The organism is Ornithinibacillus sp. 4-3 (assembly GCF_040958695.1).
GTDB lineage: Bacteria > Bacillota > Bacilli > Bacillales > Amphibacillaceae > CALAMD01.
The window spans coordinates 1,581,942-1,604,695 of the sequence record NZ_CP162599.1 but is presented as its reverse complement, the minus strand read 5'-3'; the positions used below and the strand labels follow the sequence as shown (position 1 = coordinate 1,604,695).

At 34.0% G+C, this 22,754-nt stretch carries 21 protein-coding genes; 1 reads left to right on the top strand and 20 read right to left on the bottom strand.

Annotated features, from left to right (window positions below; all coding sequences use genetic code 11):
* Positions 1–178: 178 nt before the first annotated feature.
* The 7 genes from AB4Y30_RS07740 to AB4Y30_RS07710 form a co-directional block, all read right to left on the bottom strand.
* Positions 179–637, bottom strand: a complete 459-nt coding sequence (locus tag AB4Y30_RS07740; RefSeq protein WP_368654908.1) for a hypothetical protein — start codon at positions 635–637, stop codon at positions 179–181.
* Positions 638–850: 213 nt separating this feature from the next.
* Positions 851–1,072 (bottom strand): YneF family protein, encoded by a 222-nt coding sequence (locus AB4Y30_RS07735; RefSeq protein WP_368654907.1) that lies wholly within the window; start codon positions 1,070–1,072, stop codon positions 851–853.
* Between the two features lie 43 nt (positions 1,073–1,115).
* A complete protein-coding gene (sirA, locus tag AB4Y30_RS07730) occupies positions 1,116–1,565 on the bottom strand; it encodes a sporulation inhibitor of replication protein SirA (protein WP_368654906.1) in 450 nt (149 codons plus the stop codon).
* 183 nt (positions 1,566–1,748) lie between these two features.
* Positions 1,749–3,752, bottom strand: a complete 2,004-nt coding sequence (tkt, locus tag AB4Y30_RS07725) for a transketolase (protein ID WP_368654905.1) — start codon at positions 3,750–3,752, stop codon at positions 1,749–1,751.
* A 71-nt stretch (positions 3,753–3,823) separates the two neighbouring features.
* The gene (locus tag AB4Y30_RS07720; RefSeq protein WP_368654904.1) at positions 3,824–4,057 is read right to left on the bottom strand and encodes a DUF896 domain-containing protein; all 234 of its coding nucleotides are present in this window, start codon (positions 4,055–4,057) and stop codon (positions 3,824–3,826) included.
* 386 nt (positions 4,058–4,443) lie between these two features.
* Positions 4,444–5,082 (bottom strand): recombinase family protein, encoded by a 639-nt coding sequence (locus AB4Y30_RS07715; RefSeq protein ID WP_368654903.1) that lies wholly within the window; start codon positions 5,080–5,082, stop codon positions 4,444–4,446.
* A gap of 349 nt (positions 5,083–5,431) precedes the next feature.
* Positions 5,432–6,106, bottom strand: coding sequence for a haloacid dehalogenase type II (locus AB4Y30_RS07710; protein WP_368654902.1), 675 nt, complete (start codon positions 6,104–6,106; stop codon positions 5,432–5,434).
* A gap of 467 nt (positions 6,107–6,573) precedes the next feature.
* Between AB4Y30_RS07710 and lexA the strand changes: the two genes are divergently transcribed.
* Positions 6,574–7,197: a transcriptional repressor LexA gene (gene lexA / locus AB4Y30_RS07705; protein ID WP_368654901.1), complete on the top strand. Its 624-nt coding sequence runs from the start codon at positions 6,574–6,576 to the stop codon at positions 7,195–7,197.
* Between the two features lie 71 nt (positions 7,198–7,268).
* Here the strand turns inward: lexA and AB4Y30_RS07700 are convergent, their stop codons facing one another.
* The 13 genes from AB4Y30_RS07700 to AB4Y30_RS07640 form a co-directional block, all read right to left on the bottom strand.
* Positions 7,269–8,531 carry an aminotransferase class I/II-fold pyridoxal phosphate-dependent enzyme gene (locus AB4Y30_RS07700; RefSeq protein ID WP_368654900.1) on the bottom strand — a complete coding sequence of 421 codons (1,263 nt, stop codon included), beginning with the start codon at positions 8,529–8,531 and terminating at the stop codon, positions 7,269–7,271.
* Entirely contained in the window at positions 8,503–9,780 is a 1,278-nt protein-coding gene (hflX, locus tag AB4Y30_RS07695) for a GTPase HflX (protein ID WP_368654899.1), read from the bottom strand. The genes AB4Y30_RS07700 and hflX overlap by 29 nt, the downstream gene beginning before the upstream one ends.
* A gap of 91 nt (positions 9,781–9,871) precedes the next feature.
* A complete protein-coding gene (locus AB4Y30_RS07690) occupies positions 9,872–10,780 on the bottom strand; it encodes an AAA family ATPase (protein WP_368654898.1) in 909 nt (302 codons plus the stop codon).
* Positions 10,781–10,899: 119 nt separating this feature from the next.
* A complete protein-coding gene (gene hfq, locus AB4Y30_RS07685) occupies positions 10,900–11,124 on the bottom strand; it encodes an RNA chaperone Hfq (RefSeq protein ID WP_368654897.1) in 225 nt (74 codons plus the stop codon).
* Between the two features lie 37 nt (positions 11,125–11,161).
* A complete protein-coding gene (miaA, locus tag AB4Y30_RS07680) occupies positions 11,162–12,097 on the bottom strand; it encodes a tRNA (adenosine(37)-N6)-dimethylallyltransferase MiaA (protein ID WP_368654896.1) in 936 nt (311 codons plus the stop codon).
* A 27-nt stretch (positions 12,098–12,124) separates the two neighbouring features.
* Complete coding sequence (gene mutL / locus AB4Y30_RS07675; protein WP_368654895.1) at positions 12,125–13,969, bottom strand: DNA mismatch repair endonuclease MutL; 1,845 nt, start codon at positions 13,967–13,969, stop codon at positions 12,125–12,127.
* 16 nt (positions 13,970–13,985) lie between these two features.
* Positions 13,986–16,589 carry a DNA mismatch repair protein MutS gene (mutS, locus tag AB4Y30_RS07670; RefSeq protein ID WP_368654894.1) on the bottom strand — a complete coding sequence of 868 codons (2,604 nt, stop codon included), beginning with the start codon at positions 16,587–16,589 and terminating at the stop codon, positions 13,986–13,988.
* A 241-nt stretch (positions 16,590–16,830) separates the two neighbouring features.
* Positions 16,831–17,394: an outer spore coat protein CotE gene (gene cotE, locus AB4Y30_RS07665; RefSeq protein WP_368654893.1), complete on the bottom strand. Its 564-nt coding sequence runs from the start codon at positions 17,392–17,394 to the stop codon at positions 16,831–16,833.
* Positions 17,395–17,684: 290 nt separating this feature from the next.
* Positions 17,685–18,923, bottom strand: a complete 1,239-nt coding sequence (locus AB4Y30_RS07660; protein ID WP_368654892.1) for an ABC transporter substrate-binding protein — start codon at positions 18,921–18,923, stop codon at positions 17,685–17,687.
* 25 nt (positions 18,924–18,948) lie between these two features.
* A complete protein-coding gene (locus AB4Y30_RS07655; RefSeq protein WP_368654891.1) occupies positions 18,949–19,695 on the bottom strand; it encodes a hypothetical protein in 747 nt (248 codons plus the stop codon).
* Between the two features lie 181 nt (positions 19,696–19,876).
* Complete coding sequence (locus tag AB4Y30_RS07650; RefSeq protein WP_368654890.1) at positions 19,877–20,281, bottom strand: RicAFT regulatory complex protein RicA family protein; 405 nt, start codon at positions 20,279–20,281, stop codon at positions 19,877–19,879.
* Position 20,282: 1 nt separating this feature from the next.
* The gene (miaB, locus tag AB4Y30_RS07645; RefSeq protein WP_368654889.1) at positions 20,283–21,839 is read right to left on the bottom strand and encodes a tRNA (N6-isopentenyl adenosine(37)-C2)-methylthiotransferase MiaB; all 1,557 of its coding nucleotides are present in this window, start codon (positions 21,837–21,839) and stop codon (positions 20,283–20,285) included.
* A 583-nt stretch (positions 21,840–22,422) separates the two neighbouring features.
* Positions 22,423–22,683 carry a stage V sporulation protein S gene (locus AB4Y30_RS07640; protein ID WP_368655193.1) on the bottom strand — a complete coding sequence of 87 codons (261 nt, stop codon included), beginning with the start codon at positions 22,681–22,683 and terminating at the stop codon, positions 22,423–22,425.
* Between the last annotated feature and the right edge of the window lie 71 nt (positions 22,684–22,754).

Here is a 22,754-nt window from a genome sequence, read left to right as displayed (position 1 = left end):
GACAAATTGCTGACTATTATAGATTATCATGCAACATTAGGAAAACAATTATATCTAAACAAAGAAAAAACACCCTTTTATAGTAATTTATTTCATTACTACAAAAAGGTATTCTTTGTTCATTATTTTGCACAAATTAATTTATGATAAGCGAATTGCGTTAGAATAAATGTTAATCTTATAAATTATGTGTTATCGTATTTGACACGATAATAGTGATAAACTCTTTATACATTTTAAGTTCCCAATCTTCTTCAAAACTTCTTTCTATACTTTCCTTTATTTCTTCCAGAGAATAATTAATAGTTTCTCCTTCTCTTAGTCCACTATAATAATCTATAATTTCACGCCCAACATCTAAATCAAAATCACTTTTTGTTATGTATTCATCGCAAAGCGATATAACTCTACAGTCTTCAAGACTATATCTACTGAACCCTTCTTCTAGCTTTGTTACATGCTTCCTCCACACTCTAAGCATGCCTTCTTCTATTTCTTGTAGTTCATCATCACTTATTTTGATTATTTCATCAAGAGGTGCAAAAAATTCTTCGTTTGCTTTGATTTTCTCCTCATCACTTTGACCACATCCTGCTAGTAGCAAGAGTAATGATAATAATGTAATTAGTTTTTTCATTAGAATATCTCCTCGTATAGTATTATTCGTTATTTCTTACTAATTGACCATAACGTTAAAAAACACCTCCTTATCAGTCAGTTAACTAATAAAAAAGTGTTTCAATTTTTGATTGATTTTCTACAATGAAAATTAATCAAACTCATTATTATAGGAAAATTGCCTGTCTTCGTATTCACCAAATTCCTTGATATATAAGACATTTAGCTCTACTTACTTATCCATTTGATTATTCATTGAGCGCATCATTTGATTGATTTTCTTTTGTGATGGTTTCTGTCCCATTTGCATCATTAATGTGCGAAGCATTTGCTCATTAATTGGTGGATTTTTCTTTAAGTAATTCATCATTGATTTTCTCGCAATAAAAAACCCTAATGCTACTCCGGCAATTAATGCTGCAAGAGCAATTAAAATAATCCAAATTATATGCATCACGCTTGTCCCCCTTCATTCGTTCCTAATACAGTATAATAAATCAATGAAAAGAATACAACTCCTGATGATGCATATCCTCAATTTTACTTAAAGAAGTTAACCAACCATACTCCTGTACGTTGATGCCCACTACAAAAAGATGTCTGTTTAGTTTGCGTAATACTGGAAAAATTAGTTTTTCTGGCTCAATTAAAGAAGGGCAATAAATCGTTATATGCCGCTTATGGATTTGAAGATATATTCTTTGATGGGTGTCAGATATTTGAATGGTTTGTGGATCAATAACTTTACTATTAATATTTTTTTGCTTTAAATTTGATAGGAATACATTTTCAGGTATATCTCGAGTAATATAATGATACTGCTTAGAAAAGTCTTCACAATGTTTGTTCTCAACATAGTGTTGAATAAATCGATATAATATATCCCCTTTGTAATAGTAATGATATGCAAAATCTTTTTTTATCGCAAATATTTGATATTGCAGCATGTAATCACTCCCTTCTCTTCATATTACCCCATTTCCATAAAAATAATTGTCAATATTTGTTTTGGACTAGCACTTGTTTTGTCGAATAGCAAAAAGAAAAAAACTACTTGAGAGAAATCACCTAGGTTGATATTTATACCTGGTGAATCTTCTCAAGCAGTCTTCTTTTTAATACTTATTTACTTATTTATTTAATAATGCTTCTACATGCTTAACAACATTCTCGACAGTAAAGCCATATTCAGCAATTACTGTATCCCCTTTTGCAGAAGCGCCGAATGTTTCCACACCAATCATTGTTCCATTACCAACATAACGATCCCAGCCTAATGTTGAAGCCATTTCAATTCCAACACGGCATGTTACTTCTGGTGGAATGATTTCATTTTTATATGCTTCATCCTGAGCTTCAAAACGATCCCAAGAAGGCATACTCACTACAGACACATCGATATTTTTCTCCTTCAATACCGTTTGGGCCTTCACTGCTAACTGAACTTCAGATCCAGTTGCTAATAATAATGCATCTGGAGTTTCTTTTGCAGATTTACTTACTACATAAGCACCTTTTTTCACACCTTCATAAGCATGTTCAACAGTGCCTTCTAATGTAGGTAAGCCTTGTCTTGTTAATACTAGTGCTGTTGGTTTATCTTGAGATTCTAATGCTAATTTCCATGCAGCTTGTGTTTCATTGCCGTCTGCAGGTCGAATAACAGATAATCCTGGCATTGCTCTAAATGAAGCTAGATGTTCTACTGGCTCATGTGTTGGTCCATCTTCTCCTACTGCAATAGAATCATGTGTAAATACATAAGTAACAGGCATTTTCATAATTGCAGATAAACGAACTGCTGGGCGTAAATAATCAGAGAACACGAAGAATGTTCCGCCATATACTTTCAATCCTCCATGAAGTGCTAAACCATTTAAAGCTGCAGCCATTCCAAATTCACGAACACCAAACCAGATGTTTCTACCAGCATAATTCTCCTTAGTAAAATCTTCTTCAGCCTTCATCATCGTATTATTAGAGCTTGCAAGGTCTGCACTACCACCAAAGAAGTTTGGAACTGTTTTTGAAACAGCATTAATTACTTCACTTGATGAAACTCTTGTTGCTAAATTATCTTTACCAGCTTCATAAGTAGGAAGATCTTTATCCCAATCTACTGGGAGTTCATCCTTCATTACTAATTCAAGTTCTTGCGCTAATTCAGGGTAAGCTTCTTTATAAGAGGCAATCAATTGCTCCCACTCTTTAAAGCGCTTCTCACCTTTTTCGACAACTTTTTCATTAAAATCAGAATAGACCTCTTGTGGTACATGAAATTCCTGATGTGCCCATTCATAATTTCCTTTTGTTAAAGTAACTTCTTCTTTACCTAATGGAGCACCATGTGATGCAGAAGAATTTCCTTTGTTTGGTGAACCATAACCAATAATTGTTTTAACCTCAATTAATGTTGGTTGATCTGTATTTGCTCGTGCTTCTTTCATCGCATTTCTAAGTGCAGCAGTATCATTTCCATCTTCTACACGTAGTACCTGCCATCCGTATGCTTGGAAGCGATGTTCTGTGTTATCAGAAAAAGAGCGATTTAAATCACCATCTAATGAAATATCATTTGAATCATATAAGACAATAAGTTTACCTAATCCAAGATGACCAGCTAAAGAAGCTGCTTCATGTGAGATACCTTCCATGATATCTCCATCACCAACTAATGTATAAGTATAGTGATCTACTATTGGGTAATTTTCCTTATTAAACTTTGCAGCTAAATGTGCTTCCGCCATTGCCATACCAACAGACATTGCCAGTCCTTGACCTAATGGACCAGTTGTAGCTTCTACACCATCCGTATAATGAACCTCTGGGTGTCCTGGTGTACGTGAATCCCATTGACGGAAGGATTTAATATCATCCATTGTCACATCGTAACCAGATAAATGAAGTAAGCTATATAACAGCATAGAACCATGACCTGCTGACAAAACAAAACGGTCTCGATTAAACCATTTTGATTGCTTTGGATAGTGGTTCATAAAATCAGTCCATAGGGTATAAGCCATTGGTGCTGCTCCCATAGGTAGTCCTGGATGACCAGAATTTGCTTTTTCAATTGCATCAATAGATAAAGTACGAATTGTATTGATAGATAGTTGTTCAACTTGAATTGACAATTTATTTGCTCCTTTTAATTAAAATTCACTTATTGCCTTCATTTTATATGGAAAAACCTACAAAAACAAGGTTAGTTTGATTTGTTTCGCTTTTGGATTTCTTTTAATTTTTCTGGAGTAACATCTTTTCCCTCTGGATCGATAACAGTTAATGTTTCAATTTGATTGGAAAAAGACTTTCTCAAATTCTGCAAATAGTCCTGACGCAGTTGTTGTTGCTCCTGTTTTTCTTCCTTTGTCAATTCTTCTTTTTTTTCCTTATGAGCTAACTCATTAATTCTTGCTAATTTTTCTTCAAATGTCATGTTATATATGACCTCCTATTTTAATAAGAACTATTTAAATTTATCCAGGTAATATTACTTAGTTTTTTGCACTTCAAACATATTAATTATATGAATTTAGATATTTTGACAAAATTCGTTTATAAACAGGAACGAAAAGCGCAGAGCGCCCGTTTAAAAACGTAGAGATTGGAGCGACACAACCAAGATAAAGGAAACACGGTGAGGTGACGAACCGATGTTGACTTATTGTAGGATGTGACGTGAAATCTCTTAGTTTTTGGCGCTCGGAGCTAGACAACACTAGCTTGGAATAAGAACCAACCTTAGGAAAATTTTATACTTTCCTATACAACAAAAAAGGCAGTAACTACCTGCCTTTATCTTACTCTTCCCCTATATCATTTTCAAGAGTTTTGAAATTCCTTATATCTACGATGCACGGTTGCTTTAGAAACATTGTAACCAAGACCTTTTAAAATCGTTGTAATTTCCATAAAGGTTAATTTCTTCTCACGTAAACGTATTACTTCCTCGATAGGAAATTCAATCCGCTCTCTCCCAGGTGCTTGATTACGATTAGTCAAATTTTGCTCAGGTTGATAGCCCTTTTCTATTGCCCGTCGCATGCCTCGTTTTATTTTCATATTATGAATCATACGCTGGTATTCTTCTACAATGCCTACTATTTCTAGAACCATTGAGTCTGATTCAGATAATTGCAGTTCTCCTTGATGAGTCACCGTATAGATAGGAATATTTAGCTTATTCAATTGATGAAATAATGCAATCTTTGTATTTCCTCTTCCTAAACGAGTTTCATCTTGAATTAGGAGGCAATCAGCCTTTCCTGATGTAAAATAATCTAACAGTTGTAAAATACCTTCTCTTTCAATGTCATAACCACTCTGCTGTTCTAAAATACTATCAACCACTATAAATTGGTATTGTTCTGCTAATTTCATCAATTCTATTCGTTGTCGATCTAAAGAGGTAATTTGTTCATCCTTATTTGTACTGACTCGGCAATAGATAATCGCATTCATGATAATAACCTATTAAAGTACAGAAACCATTGCAAAATACATAAGTACTAGTGATACTCCAAATCCTACAATATAAAATAAATCTGTTTTTGATAAATTACTAAACATATTTGAACCCTCCTATTTCAGATAAGAACTTTTGTTCGCCTTTGGTTATTTATATAATAATACGATCATTTGTTCTTGTCAACAGTTTTTGCGAACAAATGTTTGTTTTGTTTTATTATGCGAACAAAAGGATGAAATATAGGGAAAAGTTAAGCAAAAAAACGATGATATTTACCCTTAAAAAAGATAAATATCATCGCCTTGATTATATCTACATTAAAAAATATGTAAGTCTTTACTTTTATAAAAATTGTAATAAACCTTCTAAATTTTTCAATTCATAATCTGGAGCATAGGCAGGATCAAAAATAGTGTCATTAAGCCTATTCGTCCAGACACATGGCAACCCAGCTGATTTTGTTCCCATAACATCGATATATGACCCAGCAACATGGAGAACTTCTTCAGGAGAAATCTCTAATAAATTTAAAGGAAGTTGATAAATCTCCGCACTAGGCTTATAAACTCCTGCCTGATCTGAAGAAAAAATATAATCAAAAGAAAAATTAAATGTTTGATCTAATGTACGTAGCATGTACTCATCCCCATTTGAAAGCATTCCGAGTTTATACCCTTTTTCTCTAAGCCTCATCAATATTTGTTCTGCTTCAGGCCAAAGCTTTAATCGGCTCCATCCGGCTACTAATTGTTCCTTTTCTTGCTCTGTCAGATCAATTTTATATTGATTTAACGTATATTCTAGTGCGCGTGTCGTTAATGTATGATAGCTAACATATCCTTTTTGCAGAGAATTAGTAATCAATAAGTAATTCCATTGTCTATCGCGCCACATTTGAAACATGGTAGGATAGTGAATATTTTCATCCTGTAAAACATTTTGCAATTCCTGAACTACACTACCTTTAAGATCAGTTAAAGCTGAATATACATCAAATGTAATAACTTTAGGATTCATGATAAACCTCCAATTTGAATTTAATCTGAAGCTATTATAGTACTCTATATTTATATTAACTTTCTTATCCTTTAATATATTCTAACATTTTTATTTGTCCTGATTAAACTTTAATAAATATCCGCTAAAGCTTTATAATTAATCGTTACAAGTATTTCATTTTTTGATAAATCTTTACCACACAAGTTATTTTCTATAAGCTTGCTTACATTAAATAAAGAATTACCAAGAAACATTATTGCTGAGCGACTAGATAATACACTACTAAAAGAAACTCAAGATAAAGCTGTTCAACTTTTTGGAAACAATGTTACTGGGGCTATTTTTGGGGCTAAATAGAAACAGCTCAGCCCCACTCCCCTTTGTTATCAGCTTTTCCACTAATTTATTCGAACGAATGTTTGCATTTTGATTTTATGAATGATAAAATTAATACAATCAAACATAAAGAGCGAGGTGAAGCAGACATGTCAAAACTGGCTAAAAGACAACAAATGATACTCGATTACATAAAAGAGCAGGTTGAGATTAAAGGTTATCCACCATCTGTACGTGAAATTGCTAAAGCTGTTGGATTAGCTTCTAGTTCAACTGTTCATGGACATCTATCAAGATTAGAGAGGAAAGGCTATATCCGAAGAGATCCTACCAAACCTCGTGCGATTGAAATTTTGGATTTAGATATGGAAAATTCAGTTCCAAAAGATGAAGCTCGCTATGCTCCCGTTATTGGGAAAGTTACAGCTGGTATTCCTATTACAGCAATTGAAAACATAGAAGAATATATTCCTCTACCACGTTCTGCTGCTAATGAGAACGATAATTTATTTATTTTAATTGTTGAAGGAGAAAGTATGGTTAATGCAGGAATCCTAGATGGAGATCGGGTTATTGTTAAACAGCAAAACACAGCATTAAATGGTGATATTGTAGTAGCGATGACAGAGGATGATGAAGCAACTGTCAAAACTTTTTATAAAGAATCTGATCATATCCGTTTACAGCCTGAGAACGATTATATGGAGCCACTGCTTTTACAAAATGTATCGATTCTAGGTAAAGTCATTGGATTATATCGTCATTTTGGATAAGAAAATATAGCCTTAAACCATAAAAAGCGAGCTTCGTTGATTTTAATATGGATCAACGAAGCTTGCTTTTTTTATTTACTAATTATTAAGTTACCTTGTTGGATATAACCTTTTTCTATTAATTTATTTACACAACCTATTATCGCGAGTTTGACATGCGCATATGTTAATCCTCCTTGTACAAACACAAGATAAGGAGGTTTAATTGGGCCATCAGCACTTAACTCAATACTCGCCCCTTGAATGAAGGTTCCAGCTGCCATAATTACTTCATTATCATATCCTGGCATCTTACTTGGATAGGGGGCAACAAATGAATTAATAGGTGAGTTTTCTTGAATCGCCTGACAAAAAGCAATCATCTGTTCTGGATCATTAAAAGTAATCGACTGAATTAAATCCGTACGTTTTGCTTGATAATGAGGTGTTGTCGTATATCCCAGTAATTCCATAAGTCTTGCAGTAAAAATCGAGCCTTTGATAGATTCCCCAACAACATGCGGTGCTAAGAAGAATCCTTGATACATTTCCTGGAGCATATTTAAAGTTGCTCCTGCTTCTTTTCCTAAACCTGGAGCTGTTAAACGATTAGCTGCTTGTTCTACAATATGTTCTTTCCCAACGATATAACCACCAGAACGAACCAAGCCTCCACCGGGATTTTTAATTAAAGAACCAGCAATAACGTCAGCTCCTACATGTAATGGTTCACATTCTTCTACAAATTCTCCATAACAATTGTCAACAAAGACAATGATGTTTTCATTTATTCCTTTTATGAAATTAACCATTTCTGCAATTTCATCAATCGTAAATGAAGGCCGATCACTATATCCTTTTGACCGTTGAATCCCAATAACCTTTGTTTTACTAGTAATAGCTTTTTCCACTTCTTGAAAGTCTACATTTCCACTTTCCAGTAAGGGAATCTCATTATATTCTATATGGTAATCCTTTAAAGAACCTGATTGATTTCCACGTTTTCCGATTACTTCTTCTAACGTGTCATATGGTGCGCCTGTAATATACAATAGCTCATCACCTGGACGCAATAAGCTAAATAAGGTTGTTGAGATCGCATGTGTTCCAGAGATAATTTGCGGACGCACAAGTGCATCTTCTCCCCCAAATACTTCTGCATACAGTTTTTCTAGACCTTCACGACCTAGATCATCATAGCCATAACCATCTGTAGAGTTAAAATGATAATCGCCAATACGATTATTTTTAAATGCTTCTAAGACTCGTTTTTGATTTATCTCTACCATTTTATTTACTTGTTCATGTAGTGCCACGCACTCTGCTTCAACTTGTTGTATGATTCGTTCCATCATTTATGATATTGTTCTCCTTTATAAAGCCTTGTAGTGGATGCTCTCCTGATATATAACCATGGACAACATATTCATTTGTTTCTTCATCAAATTGATTATATTTCACAATCGATTCATTTAATAGACGGTGTAATCTCTTTGTTTCATTCATTGGTAAACGTAAAGCATATGACTCCCAGTTTTCACAAATTGTTTCTTCTGTTTTTATAATTAAACGCTCTAACTCAGCTTCATCATATGCGCTAATAACAATACTTGGTTGATGTAATGGAATAAAATCCGATGTTATTTTATCCTTTTTATTATAGACCGTCAACATGGGAATTTGATGTGCTTCTAAATCCTCCAAAATTTTTAACACTGTTGCTTGATGCTGCTCTTGATCAGGATGTGAGCTATCTACAACATGCAAGATTAAATCTGCTTCAGTAACTTCTTCTAAAGTCGAACGAAAAGAAGCGATTAATGAAGTAGGTAAATCTTGAATAAATCCTACCGTATCCGTAACTAATGTTTGAAAGCCTGAAGGCAATGGGAGCTGTCTCGTTAACGGATCAAGCGTAGCAAAAAGCTGATCTTCTTCTAATGAATCACTATTTGTAATCCGATTAAAGATGGTTGATTTACCGGCATTGGTATAACCGACAATAGCGATTTGAAATACGCCCTTTTCCCTGCGATGCTTTCGATATTGTTCACGCTGTTTTACCACTAAAGTAAGTCGACGTTTAATTTCATCAATACGTCTACGAATATGTCGTTGATCTGTCTCAAGTTTTGTTTCCCCAGGACCACGTGTACCAATTCCCGCTCCAAGACGAGATAGTTCAATTCCAATACCTCGTAATCTCGGCAATGTATATTCTAATTGTGCCAATTCGACCTGTAGCTTACCTTCTTTTGTCTTTGCACGCATAGCAAATATATCTAGGATCAATTGACTCCGATCAATGACACGTACTCCAAATAAATCTCCTAAATTTCGTAACTGCCCAGGAGATAACTCATCATTAGAAATAACAAGATCGATTTCTAAACTATCCACTCTTTCTCTTATTTCATTCACTTTTCCTGAACCTAAGTAAGTAGCTGGATGAATCTGCTGACGATTTTGTGTAATTACTTCGATCACTTCACCACCAGCTGTTGCACTTAATGATTTTAACTCGTCAACGGAGGATAAAAATCGTTCTTCTTTTTCGAATGGTCTTTTTACTGCCATGATAAGAATTTTTTCTTTTTCATTCATATAATTTTTTTCCGTCCTTTACATATAGATTACTTTTATTCTACATTAATTTAGAAAATATGATAGCAATAGGTAATGCTTTGGGGAAATTCTATAAAAAAGAAAAATCTTCTTTTGATAAAAAAATGAGGTCTTCTGCAGTTAAAGGTTGTTTTTTCATTAAACGAACCGCCTGCTTACGAATCGCATGTTCTATTGTGTTTCGTACATAACGAGCATTAGCAAAATGGCGGGTTGATGTGCTTGTTTTTTCATGAAAATGCTTTTGCAAATGCCATTCCGCTTCCTTCGTTAAAGAAAACTCTCTTGCCATAACCATCTTTTTAGCTACCTCAAGTAATTCTTTACCTGAGAAATCAGGAAAATCAATAATAAATGGGAATCTTGACTGTAGTCCAGGATTTAAATTCAAAAAATTTTCCATTTCATTCGGATAGCCTGCTAAAATAAGTACAAAATCAGTATAATTATTCTCCATATGTGTTACGAGTGTATCGATTGCTTCTTTTCCAAAATCCTTCTCTCCACCTCTTGAAAGAGAATAAGCTTCATCAATAAATAAGATCCCACCTTGTGCCTTCTGAATCAATGCCCTTGTTTTTTGTGCAGTTTGCCCAATGTATTCTCCAACAAGGTCAGCACGCTCTACTTCTATAAATTGTCCTTTAGACAAAAAATTCCATTCATAATAAATTTTTGCAAGCTTACGAGCAACGGTTGTTTTTCCTGTACCAGGATTACCTGTAAATAGCATATGCAAAACTTGTTTGCTGCTTAGTAAACCAAAATTTTCTCGTTGCTGATTAATCCATAACATCGCGCAAATTTCCTTTAATGTGCCCTTTATTTCATTCATATTAATTAAATCTGCAAATGCTTTATCGATTTGTTCTAATAAAGGATGACTTACTTCATTCTCCCGTTGATATAAAACATTTTTCTCTTCTTGGAGAACAATATTAATTTTGGATGTTTTTGCTTCCATAGCCTTCACTTTCACAAGATCACCCCTGTGTAAGCTAGTATATGAATTCATATCAGAATTGTGACATTCGCCCAGTTTTTTTCATAAAAAATCGTTTTGTAAGGATTACTTACTTCCTCACAAAACGATTTTTATTATTCTTCTTCAAAAGATATATTCTTCTGTGGTGCATATGTTGAAATCGCATGCTTGTATATAAGTTGCTGCTTCCCTTCTGATTCCAGTAAGACCGTATAATTATCAAAGGCTTTTATTATTCCCCTTAATTGAAATCCATTGGTTAAGAACACTGTTACAGCCCCGTGTGTCTTTCTAAGTTGATTCAAATAGAAGTCTTGAATGTTTACTGATTGTGCCATAGCGATTCCTCCTTATTTCTATCTAATAAATAACATTCTATATTTTTTTAAGGATTCCTTCTATATCTTTTAATATTTTTTTGTAATTTTCTATTTTCTCATCTGGATTCATTGAATACCAAGTAATATCCATTTTGTTTTTAAACCAAGTATATTGACGTTTAGCATATCTACGGGAATTTCTTTTGAGTAGTTCGATTGCTTCTTCTAATTCTTGAAATCCTTCGAAATAAGGAATGAATTCCTTGTAACCAATGGCTTTCATAGATTGACAATCCTTTAATCCAAGCTCATAAAGTCTTTTTACTTCAGCTAACAATCCTGCCTCCATCATCAGATCTACACGGTGATTAATTTGTTCATATAATAATTTTCTCTCCATTTCTAAACCAATAAAAATAATATGGTATGGAGATTCTTTCGTCTGTGTTGCTTCTATCTCAGACATCTTCTTCCCAGTTGTTTCGTAAATTTCCAATGCTCGAATAACACGACGATGGTTATTTGGATGTATTTTCTCTGCTTGAGCAGGATCTACTTCCTGTAAATACTCATACAATGGAGAAATACCATGCTTCTCTAGCTGTTCCTCTAATCTTTTAGTAATTGATTCATCACGTTGTTTATCAGAGAAATGATAATTATATAACGCTCCTTGAATATAGAGTCCACTACCCCCAACAATAATTGGCAATTTTCCTCTTTCTGAAATCTCATGAATATATTTTTGAACATCTTCTTTAAAATCAGCTACAGAGTATGCTTCATTCGGTTCTATTTGATCAATCAGATAATGAGGTATCCCTTGCATTTCTACTGGGGTTACCTTTGCAGTTCCAATATCCATCGTTTTATATACTTGCATGGAATCACCGCTAATAATTTCACCGTTAAATTGTTTAGCAACTTCAATACTTAAATTTGTCTTTCCAACCGCAGTTGGGCCAACAATCACTATCACAGTCTTTTTCAATATTCTACTCCTATTACGATTTAATAACTACATCACACGTTTAAACATTTTTTCTAAATCATATGAAGAAAAATGAATAATAATCGGCCTGCCATGTGGACATGTAAATGGGTCAACTGTATTTCGTAAGTCTTCAAGCAAGCGAAACATATCTTTATCATTTAAATAGTGATTTGCTTTAATCGAACGTTTACATGACATTAAAATTGCAGCCTCTTCACGTAATTTTTCGATGTTAATTTTTTCATTTTGAATGATTTGTTCTACCATTTCTTGAATAATTTCTATTTCAAATCCTTTTGGAAACCATGTAGGATGAGAGCGAATAATATACGTTTGATGACCAAACGATTCGAAAAATAAACCTACTTTTTCAAATTCTTCTTTAAATTTTTCAATAAAAATAGCTTCTGTCTTCGAAAATTCAAAGGTAAGTGGAATAAGCAGCTCCTGAGATTCATTAATGGTTTTACCTAATTTCTCTTTAAAAAATTCATATTTAATTCTTTCTTGTGCAGCATGCTGATCAATTAAATATAATCCTTGTTCATTTTGAGCAATAATATAAGTTCCTTGAACTTGTCCAACAGGATACATAACTGGAACACGCTGTTGTGGCTCTACTTCTATTTGCGGTGAATTTTCTTGAACAGGTAACGGAGTTTCTTTTGGTTCTTTTTGCTCTATATGAATTTCTTGTTCTATTTGATTTGGTAATTCTTCAGTAATACTTTTATGCTCAAAAACTGGAGTTTCGTGGATTTGCATTGTTTCATTTACTTTGTATGGTTCCGGAACTACATGTTTTTGCCATTGATTGAAATCAAGCTCATGTTGAACTGATTTTCTTTCTTCTGTCGTTGGTTTAGGCTTTATTTCTGGTATTAATGTTTGTTTACGAAAGTTATCACGTATCATTACTTCAATGGCCTCTATTAGCTCTTTTTCTTTACTAAAACGTACTTCTAGCTTTGTTGGATGTACATTCACATCAACTAAGATTGGATCCATTTGTATAGCTAAGACAGCAACTGGATAGCGATTAATTGGAAGTAATGTGTGATAAGCACGTGTAATCGCATGATTTAATGCATGACTACGGATATACCTACCATTAATGATAATAGAAATATATGAACGACTAGCTCTTGTTAATTCTGGTTTAGAAACAAAACCTTGTATCTGGAAATCTAATGTTCGCTTTTCTACAGCTAGCATTTGCTTTGCTACATTCATTCCATAAATATTCGCAATCACTTGTCGTCCATCACCAGATCCTGTCGTTTGGAATAATCGCTTCCCGTTATGTGTTACTTCAATTCGTATAGATGGATTTGCAAGAGCAATTCGGTTCAGGACATCCGTAATATGCCCTAATTCAGTATGGAGTGTTTTCATGTACTTTAACCGTGCAGGTGTATTAAAAAATAATTGCTGCACAGTAATTTCCGTACCTTGTCTGGCATCACTACGATCTCGATGCGTAATTTCGCCACCTTCTAATTGTAGTAGCGTTCCTGCTTCTTCGCCTAATGATGTTTTAATAGTTAGATTGCTAACTGAAGCAATACTCGCTAATGCTTCACCACGAAAGCCTAAAGTACCAATATGAAATAAATCTGTTTCATACTTTATTTTGCTCGTTGCATGCCTTAAAAAGGCACGTTCACAATCCTCTGGAGACATCCCCTCCCCATTATCCGTGATCTTAATTTCTTCAAGACCTGCTTCTACTAAATCAATTTTAATCCATGTGCTTTTTGCATCAATGCTGTTCTCCATTAACTCTTTTACAACTGAGGCGGGTCTTTCAACAACCTCTCCTGCAGCAATTTTATTAGCAAGTGACGCTGGGAGCTGAATAATTTTCAATGCTTCCACCCTCTCTCTATTGCTCTTGTATTTGTTTCTGCAAGCGATATAATGCATTCATTGCATCTAATGGAGTCATTTCAAACAAAGGAATCTCCTTTAGTTCTTCCATAACCTTTTTATGAGCAGAAGAAACTATTTCTTTTGAGACAGATTTTGTCGCTTGCTTGTTTTCTACAAAGAAAGATAGCTGTCCTACTTCCATTTCTTCTGATGTTTCTTTAACCGTATTTACTTTCTCTTTATCCTCAAGCTGTTCTAAAATTGCTGTTGCTCTAGAAATTAATCCTGCTGGTAAATTGGCTAATCTAGCAACATGTATCCCATAGCTTTCATCTGCTGCTCCATCTTTAATTTGATGGAGGAATACTACTTTTCCATCATGCTCCTCTGCCCGAACATGAATATTTTTCAATCGGTCTAACTCATCCTCCATGGATGTCAATTCATGATAATGGGTAGAGAATAATGTTTTTGCATGAACATGATGATGAATATATTCGACGATGGCTTGGGCAAGTGCCATTCCATCATATGTGCTTGTCCCTCTACCAATTTCATCTAATAAAATAAGGCTATTCTCAGTTGCGTGTTGCAGAGCATGATTAGCTTCCAGCATTTCTACCATAAAAGTGCTCTGGCCTGCAACTAAATCATCCGCTGCCCCGATTCTTGTAAATATTTGATCGAATATTAATAGATCAGCATGTTCACAAGGAACAAAGCATCCAATTTGTCCCATAATCACTGTTAGAGCAAGTTGACGCATATATGTACTCTTCCCAGACATATTTGGTCCTGTAATCAATAAAATCGTTCGTTCATCATTTAAGGAAACATCATTAGGTACATAAGATCCGTTTTTCATCACTTGTTCTACTACCGGATGTCTTCCTTGGGTAATTTTTAATTCCTTCTCAACAAAATTTGGTCGTGTATAATTATTCGCTTCACTAACTGTCGCAAAAGACTGTAAAACATCAATCGTACTAATCACTTCTGCTAAAAATTGAATCTCTGGAATATGATCTTTGATTTTCTCACGAATCTCTGTAAATAATTCATACTCTAATTCAACACTTTTTTCTTCGGCTTCCAAAATAAGTAATTCTTTTTCCTTTAATTCAGGAGTAATAAAGCGCTCCGCATTTGTCAATGTTTGCTTACGTTCATATCTGTCTTCTGGAATAAGATATAGATTAGCTTTCGTCACTTCAATAAAATAACCGAATACTCGATTGTATTTAATTTTAAGTGATTTAATATTTGTTGCTTCTTTCTCCGCAATCTCTAACTCTGTAATCCACTTCTTGCCATTTTTAGCAGCTTCACGGTATTTATCTAATGTTTCATTACAACCTTCTTTAATAATCGAACCTTCTTTTACTGAAATAGGTGGTTCATCAATAATGCTTGTCTCCAGTAACTCCACAATTTCTTTTGGATAGAAAAGGCGCTCCATTAAATTCTTAATTTCTTGATTATCATTTAATAGCTCAAGCACGGAAAGAATTTCTGGGATATTTTGTAAAGATTGCTTCAATTGAATAAGATCACGAGCGTTCGCATTCCCAAAAGCAATTCTTCCCGCTAGACGTTCTAAATCATATACAGATTTTAATGTCTCTCTTAAGCTATCTCTTTCCATAAAGTTATCATATAAACTTGATACAATTGCTAGTCTTTCTTCGATACGTTTTTTATTTAATAAAGGACGTTCTAACCATTTTTTTAATAAACGAGTTCCCATTGCGGTTATCGTGCGATCTAACACCCACAATAAGCTGCCATGTTTTCCTTTTTTCATAATTGTTTCTGTAAGCTCTAGATTACGTTTGGAGTACATATCTAGTTTTAAGTAATTATCTAATTTAATTACTTTTGCTGGTTGTAAGTGATCAAGAGATCGCTTTTGTGTATGTTGAATATAGTTTAATAGACGGCTAAATGCCTTCATCAGACGTTCATCATTCAACAGATGATCACAAAGATTACGAAACTCTGCATTAAAATTAACCTCATCTTGGTAGGATAACGTTACATGCAGTCTCTCACGAAGCTGTTCTTGGAATTCATTTGGAAGCTCTGATGAAATAACAATTTCTTTTACCGATTGATTATATAACTCATGAAAGACTGCATCCCAGCCTTCTTCAATTAATGCAATACTATTCTCACCAGTTGATAAATCATTATAGACAATCGCATAAGAACCATCATTGAAATGTGTAAGGCTTGCAATATAATTGCTTTCACTTTCCTTCAACATTCCATGATCCATCACCGTTCCTGGTGTAATGATTTGGACAACCTCACGTTTTACTACGCCTACAGCTTTTTTAGGATCCTCCACTTGTTCACAAATAGCCACTTTATAGCCTTTATCAATCAATATTTTGATATAATTTTGTGCAGCATGATAAGGTACCCCACACATTGGAATTGGTTCATTTTGCCCTGGATCTCTTTTTGTCAATGTAATTTCCAATTCTCTTGCAGCTAGTACCGCATCATCAAAAAACATCTCGTAAAAATCGCCGAGACGAAAAAACAAGAAAGAATCTCTATGTTCAGCTTTAATTCGTAAATATTGTTCCATCATTGGTGTGTGCTTTGCCATGATTTGTCCTCCAAATACACAAAATTAGTTAGATTAATTATAACATATCACTAGACCAATTACGTCAGACATAATTACATCTAAATTTTCTAGCGTTTAAGCATTTTTTTCAAATAACAAAAAAAGAGAGGTTGTTAGTTATCTGCAAATGCATGATTAAACTTCACCTCTCCCTTATTCAGCATTTCTTTTTACATGTTTTTTCTTTGTATTGATTCTAAATTTATTAGTTGTTAAGAGTTTATGCTCTTTTCTTCCGTAAAAAATCAGGGCTGACATCACGCAATTCCTCATCTGTGACTTTTTCATCCCAGTCGTCACTGTCTTTATCTTCATATGCTTTTTGATCAACACGGACAAATACTTTTGTTTCGCCAATAACTTTAACAACAAATTCTCTTTCTACTTCTACAACCATTCGATTGCCTTTTTCTTCAATTACACATTCCAAACAATTTGGCTGCTGGACAACACGGACAATAATTTCAAAATCATCACTAATACAATGATCATCACGAATAGTTAAAGGAATCTCATCACAATAATTTACACGTTCTGTTACAACCTCTGTTTTCGTGTTATCACTGTATGAATACCAAATATTGATGTCATAGCTTCCATTAATCTCTACTTTATGACGTCCTTTTTGGACTGCTTGATACTCATGATTGATAATCCAGCAACCTAGAATACTTGATGGGCGATGAAGCGGTTCTATTTTGTGCTTATCTTTTACAAACTTTTTCCCTTTTCCACAAACCGCTTTCGTAATGATTTCACGATAATCTTTATCTAAATAAGACATTTACACGCAACCTCCTCTTTTCTCCATTTCATTTTATGCAAGGCATTTACCTAAAGTGCATAGAGCTTTCTTACATTTCATAATTAAAAATAGAAGAAGTTTAGAAATTCATGATATATTTTATTAATTTTGTCTCTCCAAGCATAAAAACAGAAAAGTAATTAGTCTTTTATATAGATATGTTCCTATCATGCAAATGTCCCTGTAGGAAGTCAGTTTTCATTATACTTTCATACCCATCAAAAAAAGTGATTCTATCCATTGCGATCAGCAATGAACAGAACCACTTTTTATTTATAATTAATATAGCCTGGTAAACCAGGATCTCTTTGATAAGTGCCTCGATTTATCCATTTATTTTCTGATGCTTTATCTACTTGCCATACATCATAATTAGAGTACTTTCTATCGCCAGCATCATCTAACACTATCCATCCCGTAGCTCCTGCATAGTTTTCTGAAAGAGAAATAAGGTTTTCCTTTAGCTCAATCGGATCACCTGGTATATCCATTTTTTGAGAAACAGACATTAGCAATCCAATGATGTCATATGCAAATACAGCTGTTGGTATAACTTCCACTTCAGCCTGATCGGCAATCTTTTGTGCAATGGCTTGATAAATATCCGTTTCTGGTGCACTAAAAGATAAACCTGTAAATGCTACTTCCTTTGCAAAATCAAAAGCTTCCTTATCTGCCATTAACGGTTCATTACGTGTTAAAGTTTCAGTACCATACCACTGAACAGCGGTTAGATGTTTCGATGCTTTAAATATTTCAGTTGCTTCATCAAATGCAATCAGCATAACACCCGTCTTTGTATCATTTAGTGTCGTGGCATCCTCAATTTGCTTAGCTATTACTTCAAAATCAGTTTTATCTGGTTGATATTGAATTGGTTCGGCTATATTGCCTGTAGGAGATAGCATTTTATAATTTTCCACAAATAATTGTAGTAATTCATTTCCATAGATATCATTACGGTATACTGGTATCACATATTCTATCTCTTCATCAGTCAATAATGTCGCAAGTGCATTAGCTTGATGATGGTCATTTGGTACAATGCGAAAGATCCCGTCATTAGCTTCACTTAGTGATGGGGCTGTACTACTGTAGCTAAGAACTACAACATCCTCTGTATCTGCCCATGGTTTTAAAGCTTCTATTTCCTGACTAGCTCCTGCAATAAAGATAGAAATTCCTTCTTTATAAAGTTGTTTGGCTTGTTTTAGTCCTTCATCTGGATCACTTTGGCTATCCTTTACTACTAAACGAAATTGAAATTCAAAACCAGCTATTGTTAAGAATTCATTCGTATCTGCTACTGAGATATTCAATGCCTGGTTTATCATTTCAGCTTTTGATGACAACTCTCCAGTTAATGGTAAAATTACACCAATTTCAATGATTTTTGCCTCAGTATTCGCCAGAGTTGGCTCATCTTCTTTCTGACTTACCCAATAGATAGCTATTCCTATAAGAATAAGAGCAGGCCATAGCCATAATTGTACTGCCTTCTTTTTCATCCTCTACTCTCCTTATAAAAATACTTTATCTCATATTGCCAATAATGGAGCTTCTTGATTCTTGCATTTTTTTGATAAAATTAGTCATTAGATCAAATGCTTCATTTCGTTTATTAGATAAAGATTGTAACCTAAGCATGTCCATTTGTTGAGTATTATGTAAAACATCCATAGCCCTGTTTAATGATTCTTCTAATGCTTTATCGTTTGCTTCTTGAGCCAAACGAATTTGTTCATGTAATCTTGCAACTTCGTCATTTCTAGCTTGTACGGCTTGTAGCTGTTCCTTTAATTGCGTATCTAAAAGTTGTGTCCTTTGTGTTTGAACATGCATTAAAGCTGTTTCTAGATCCATTGAGCTAAGGTCAAGTCCATTTAAATTTGATCCCATTGCCGCAATTTGAACTTGCTGTGTTTGCTTTTGTGCTACTTGCGCTTCTATCTGCGCTACAGCTTTTTCATCTTCTTTTTCTTGAGCATTGACCAATTCTTCCGCTAACTCAGTTATTTCTTCTTCAACGTTTTCTATTGCTTCCAATGATTGCTCTAATTCTTCTTGATACTGCTCTTGCGCCTCTTCCTCAGCAATAACAGATGAATCTAATTCCAGATTATCTCCAGTAATTTCAGTATACTCTTGCTGTACTGTCTCGATTGCTTCTATTATCTCTGCATTCGAGTCATTATTTGCTTCTACAATATTTATAAAACTAGATGTCGCCAATCCTCCAGCGATTACAGACAATAATGTAGCATGTTTCCATTTTTTCATCATCGATAGCTCCTTTTAATCAACTCTAAATAGCTAAAATAGCCCACTTCTTTTTGATCATATATTATTTCTTGGATTATGTATATTGAGGAATGTTAATAGTTTAAAATAAATTTTTCTCCACAAAAAAATCCGATAATACATTAATCGTATCGTCGGATTTCAGTAAACTATTTAAATTTTAGATTTGTTTTCCTGTTTTACCAGACATCAAATCTCCGCCTGTTGCTTCAATAACAGAATTCGTAATCTCACGTGCAATGGTACCTGTTACAAGCTGTAATACATCATTTACTACAATTTGATTTTCTTTAAATTCTTGAACAACTGGAATAGCATCAATTTCGTTTTGCAAGCGTTCAATTTCTTCCTCTACTTTTTTCAATGCTTCCATTTTTTCATATGCTTGTAAGTTAACTGCTTGTTTCTGTAAAGTTTTCAATGCTTTAATCATTTTTTGTAAATTTTCATGATTATTTACTTGTGCTTCTAATTGCTTGAAACGTTCAATTTCTTCTGTATGTGCAAGCATAGCAGCTAATTGCTTTGCTTCTTCTAATACTTCTTTTCTTGTGTATTTTGCCATGTTAGTTCACCTCAACTTGATTTTCAACCATTTCTCCGTTTAAAGACCATGTTTTTGCGTCTGTAATTTTTACATCAACAATTTGGCCGATTACTGATTTTGGCCCACGGAAATTAACAACTTTATTCTTTTCCGTATAACCAGCAAGAACATCTGGATCCTTCTTACTCTCTCCCTCAACGAGGACTTTAACAACTTTTCCTTGATATTCTTGCATCGAATCTGCTGCTTGATGATTTACTAATTCATTTAAACGATATAGTCGACGTTTTTTCTCATCCATTGATACATCATCTTTACGGGCCGCTGCAGGAGTACCTTCACGCGGAGAATAAATAAATGTATAAGCTGATTCAAAACCAACTTCTTCTACTAATGTCATTGTCTCTTCGAATTGTTCTTCTGTTTCATTCGGGAAACCAACAATAATATCAGTCGTTAATGTTACATTAGGAATTGCTTGTTTTATTTTTCTAACTAATTCTAAATATTCTTCTCTTGTATATTTACGATTCATTCTGCGTAATACTTCACTACTTCCAGATTGAACAGGTAAATGTATATGATCAAGTAGATTTCCACCTTGTGCCAATACTTCAATTAAGTGGTCATCGAAATCACGTGGATGTGATGTTGTAAAACGAACACGTGGAATATCGATCTTATGCATATCATCCATTAAATTAGCGAAGGTATAATCAATGTCCTCAAAATCTTTTCCATATGCATTTACATTCTGCCCAAGTAATGTCACTTCTTGATACCCTTCTGCCGCTAAACGACGTACTTCTTGAATAATATCCTCTGGGCGACGGCTTCTCTCTTTACCACGAGTCATTGGAACGATGCAGTATGTACAAAATTTATCACAGCCATACATAATATTTACCCATGCTTTAATTTTTCCATGACGTACTTTTGGAAGGTTTTCAATGATATCTCCTTCCTTCGACCATACTTCTACCACTTTTGCCTTACTATAAAATGCTTCCTTAATTAAATGTGGTAAACGATGAATATTATGTGTTCCAAAAATTAGATCCACATGCTGGTGCTTCTGCATAATTTTATTTACAACAGATTCCTGCTGTGACATACAACCACAAACACCAATGATTAGGTCAGGCTTCTCCATTTTTAAAGGCTTTAAATGACCTAACTCACCAAACACTTTATTTTCCGCATTTTCTCGGATTGCACAAGTATTTAATAAGACAATATCAGCCTCTTCAGTCACGGTAGTTGCTTGATAACCCATCTCTGTTAAAATTCCTGCCATCACTTCTGTATCATGTTCATTCATTTGACAGCCATATGTTTGGATAAGGAATTTTTTCCCTTCCCCAATCTCTTTCATATCGTCAGGTATTTCAAAATCATAATGTACCTCAATTTTCTCACGATATCTTTTACGCGCTTTACGAATATCAGGCGGTTGATAAGTAGTTTGAAAATACTTTGCAAAATCAGCAGTTGTTTTTTCACTTAATGGCTTTTCCACTTTTGTAGATTCCACTTGTTTAATCTGCGATTGTGACTTTCTTTGCTCTTCGTTCATAGTGTAAATAAATCTCCTTTCCAAAAATCTCTCTATAATGAATTGATTTCTACAAAAATATTCTAATAATAAATTATTTATGACCGCTCATTACAGTATTGTATTTATGCCTGTGGAATAAAAAAGTGCTGTTAACACTGATATGTAGGCAATTTATATATATTTTGTATGTTACCATTCATTCCTCAAACTATTAGTATTATCGCATGTCCTATAATAGCAGAAAAAGCTTTAAAATAACAATTAAATTAAACTACATTTCATGATTAAATGAATAACTAAATACAATGCACCGAAAAAATGTACTAACAAGAAAAAACGTTCAAAGAATAGAAAGAAAATAGCCTTTATATACAACTGCTGATCGAAAATATAAATTCATGTTATTTAAAGCTTTACAATAGAAAAATAAATTAAGGAAGTTAAATTGGGTTCCGATCATGAAAAAACTCTCTATGATCCCTAACCTCATGATTACGGATAGCCATGGATACCAACAAATAATCAAACAAGAAAGTTATGAGTGGAAAAACAGGGAAAAGGGTGCTGCAAATCTATGCAGCACCCTTAAGGCAATTCTTACTTATCGTGGTTCTATAATTAATTTTATTGCAGTACGTTCTTCATCATCAATAAGAATATCAGTAAACGCTGGTATGCATATTAAGTCAATGCCGCTCGGTGCAACAAAACCTCTAGCGATCGCCACAGCTTTCACCGCCTGATTAATTGCACCAGCACCAATTGCTTGAAGCTCCGCTGAACCGTGTTCTCTTAATACATTTGCGAGTGCACCTGCTACTGAGTTTGGATTTGATTTAGCTGAAACCTTTAATACATCCATTACTAGTACCTCCTTCATTTGCTAATGTAGTTCTTCGACTAGTATATTCTTAGGGATGATTACTTATTACT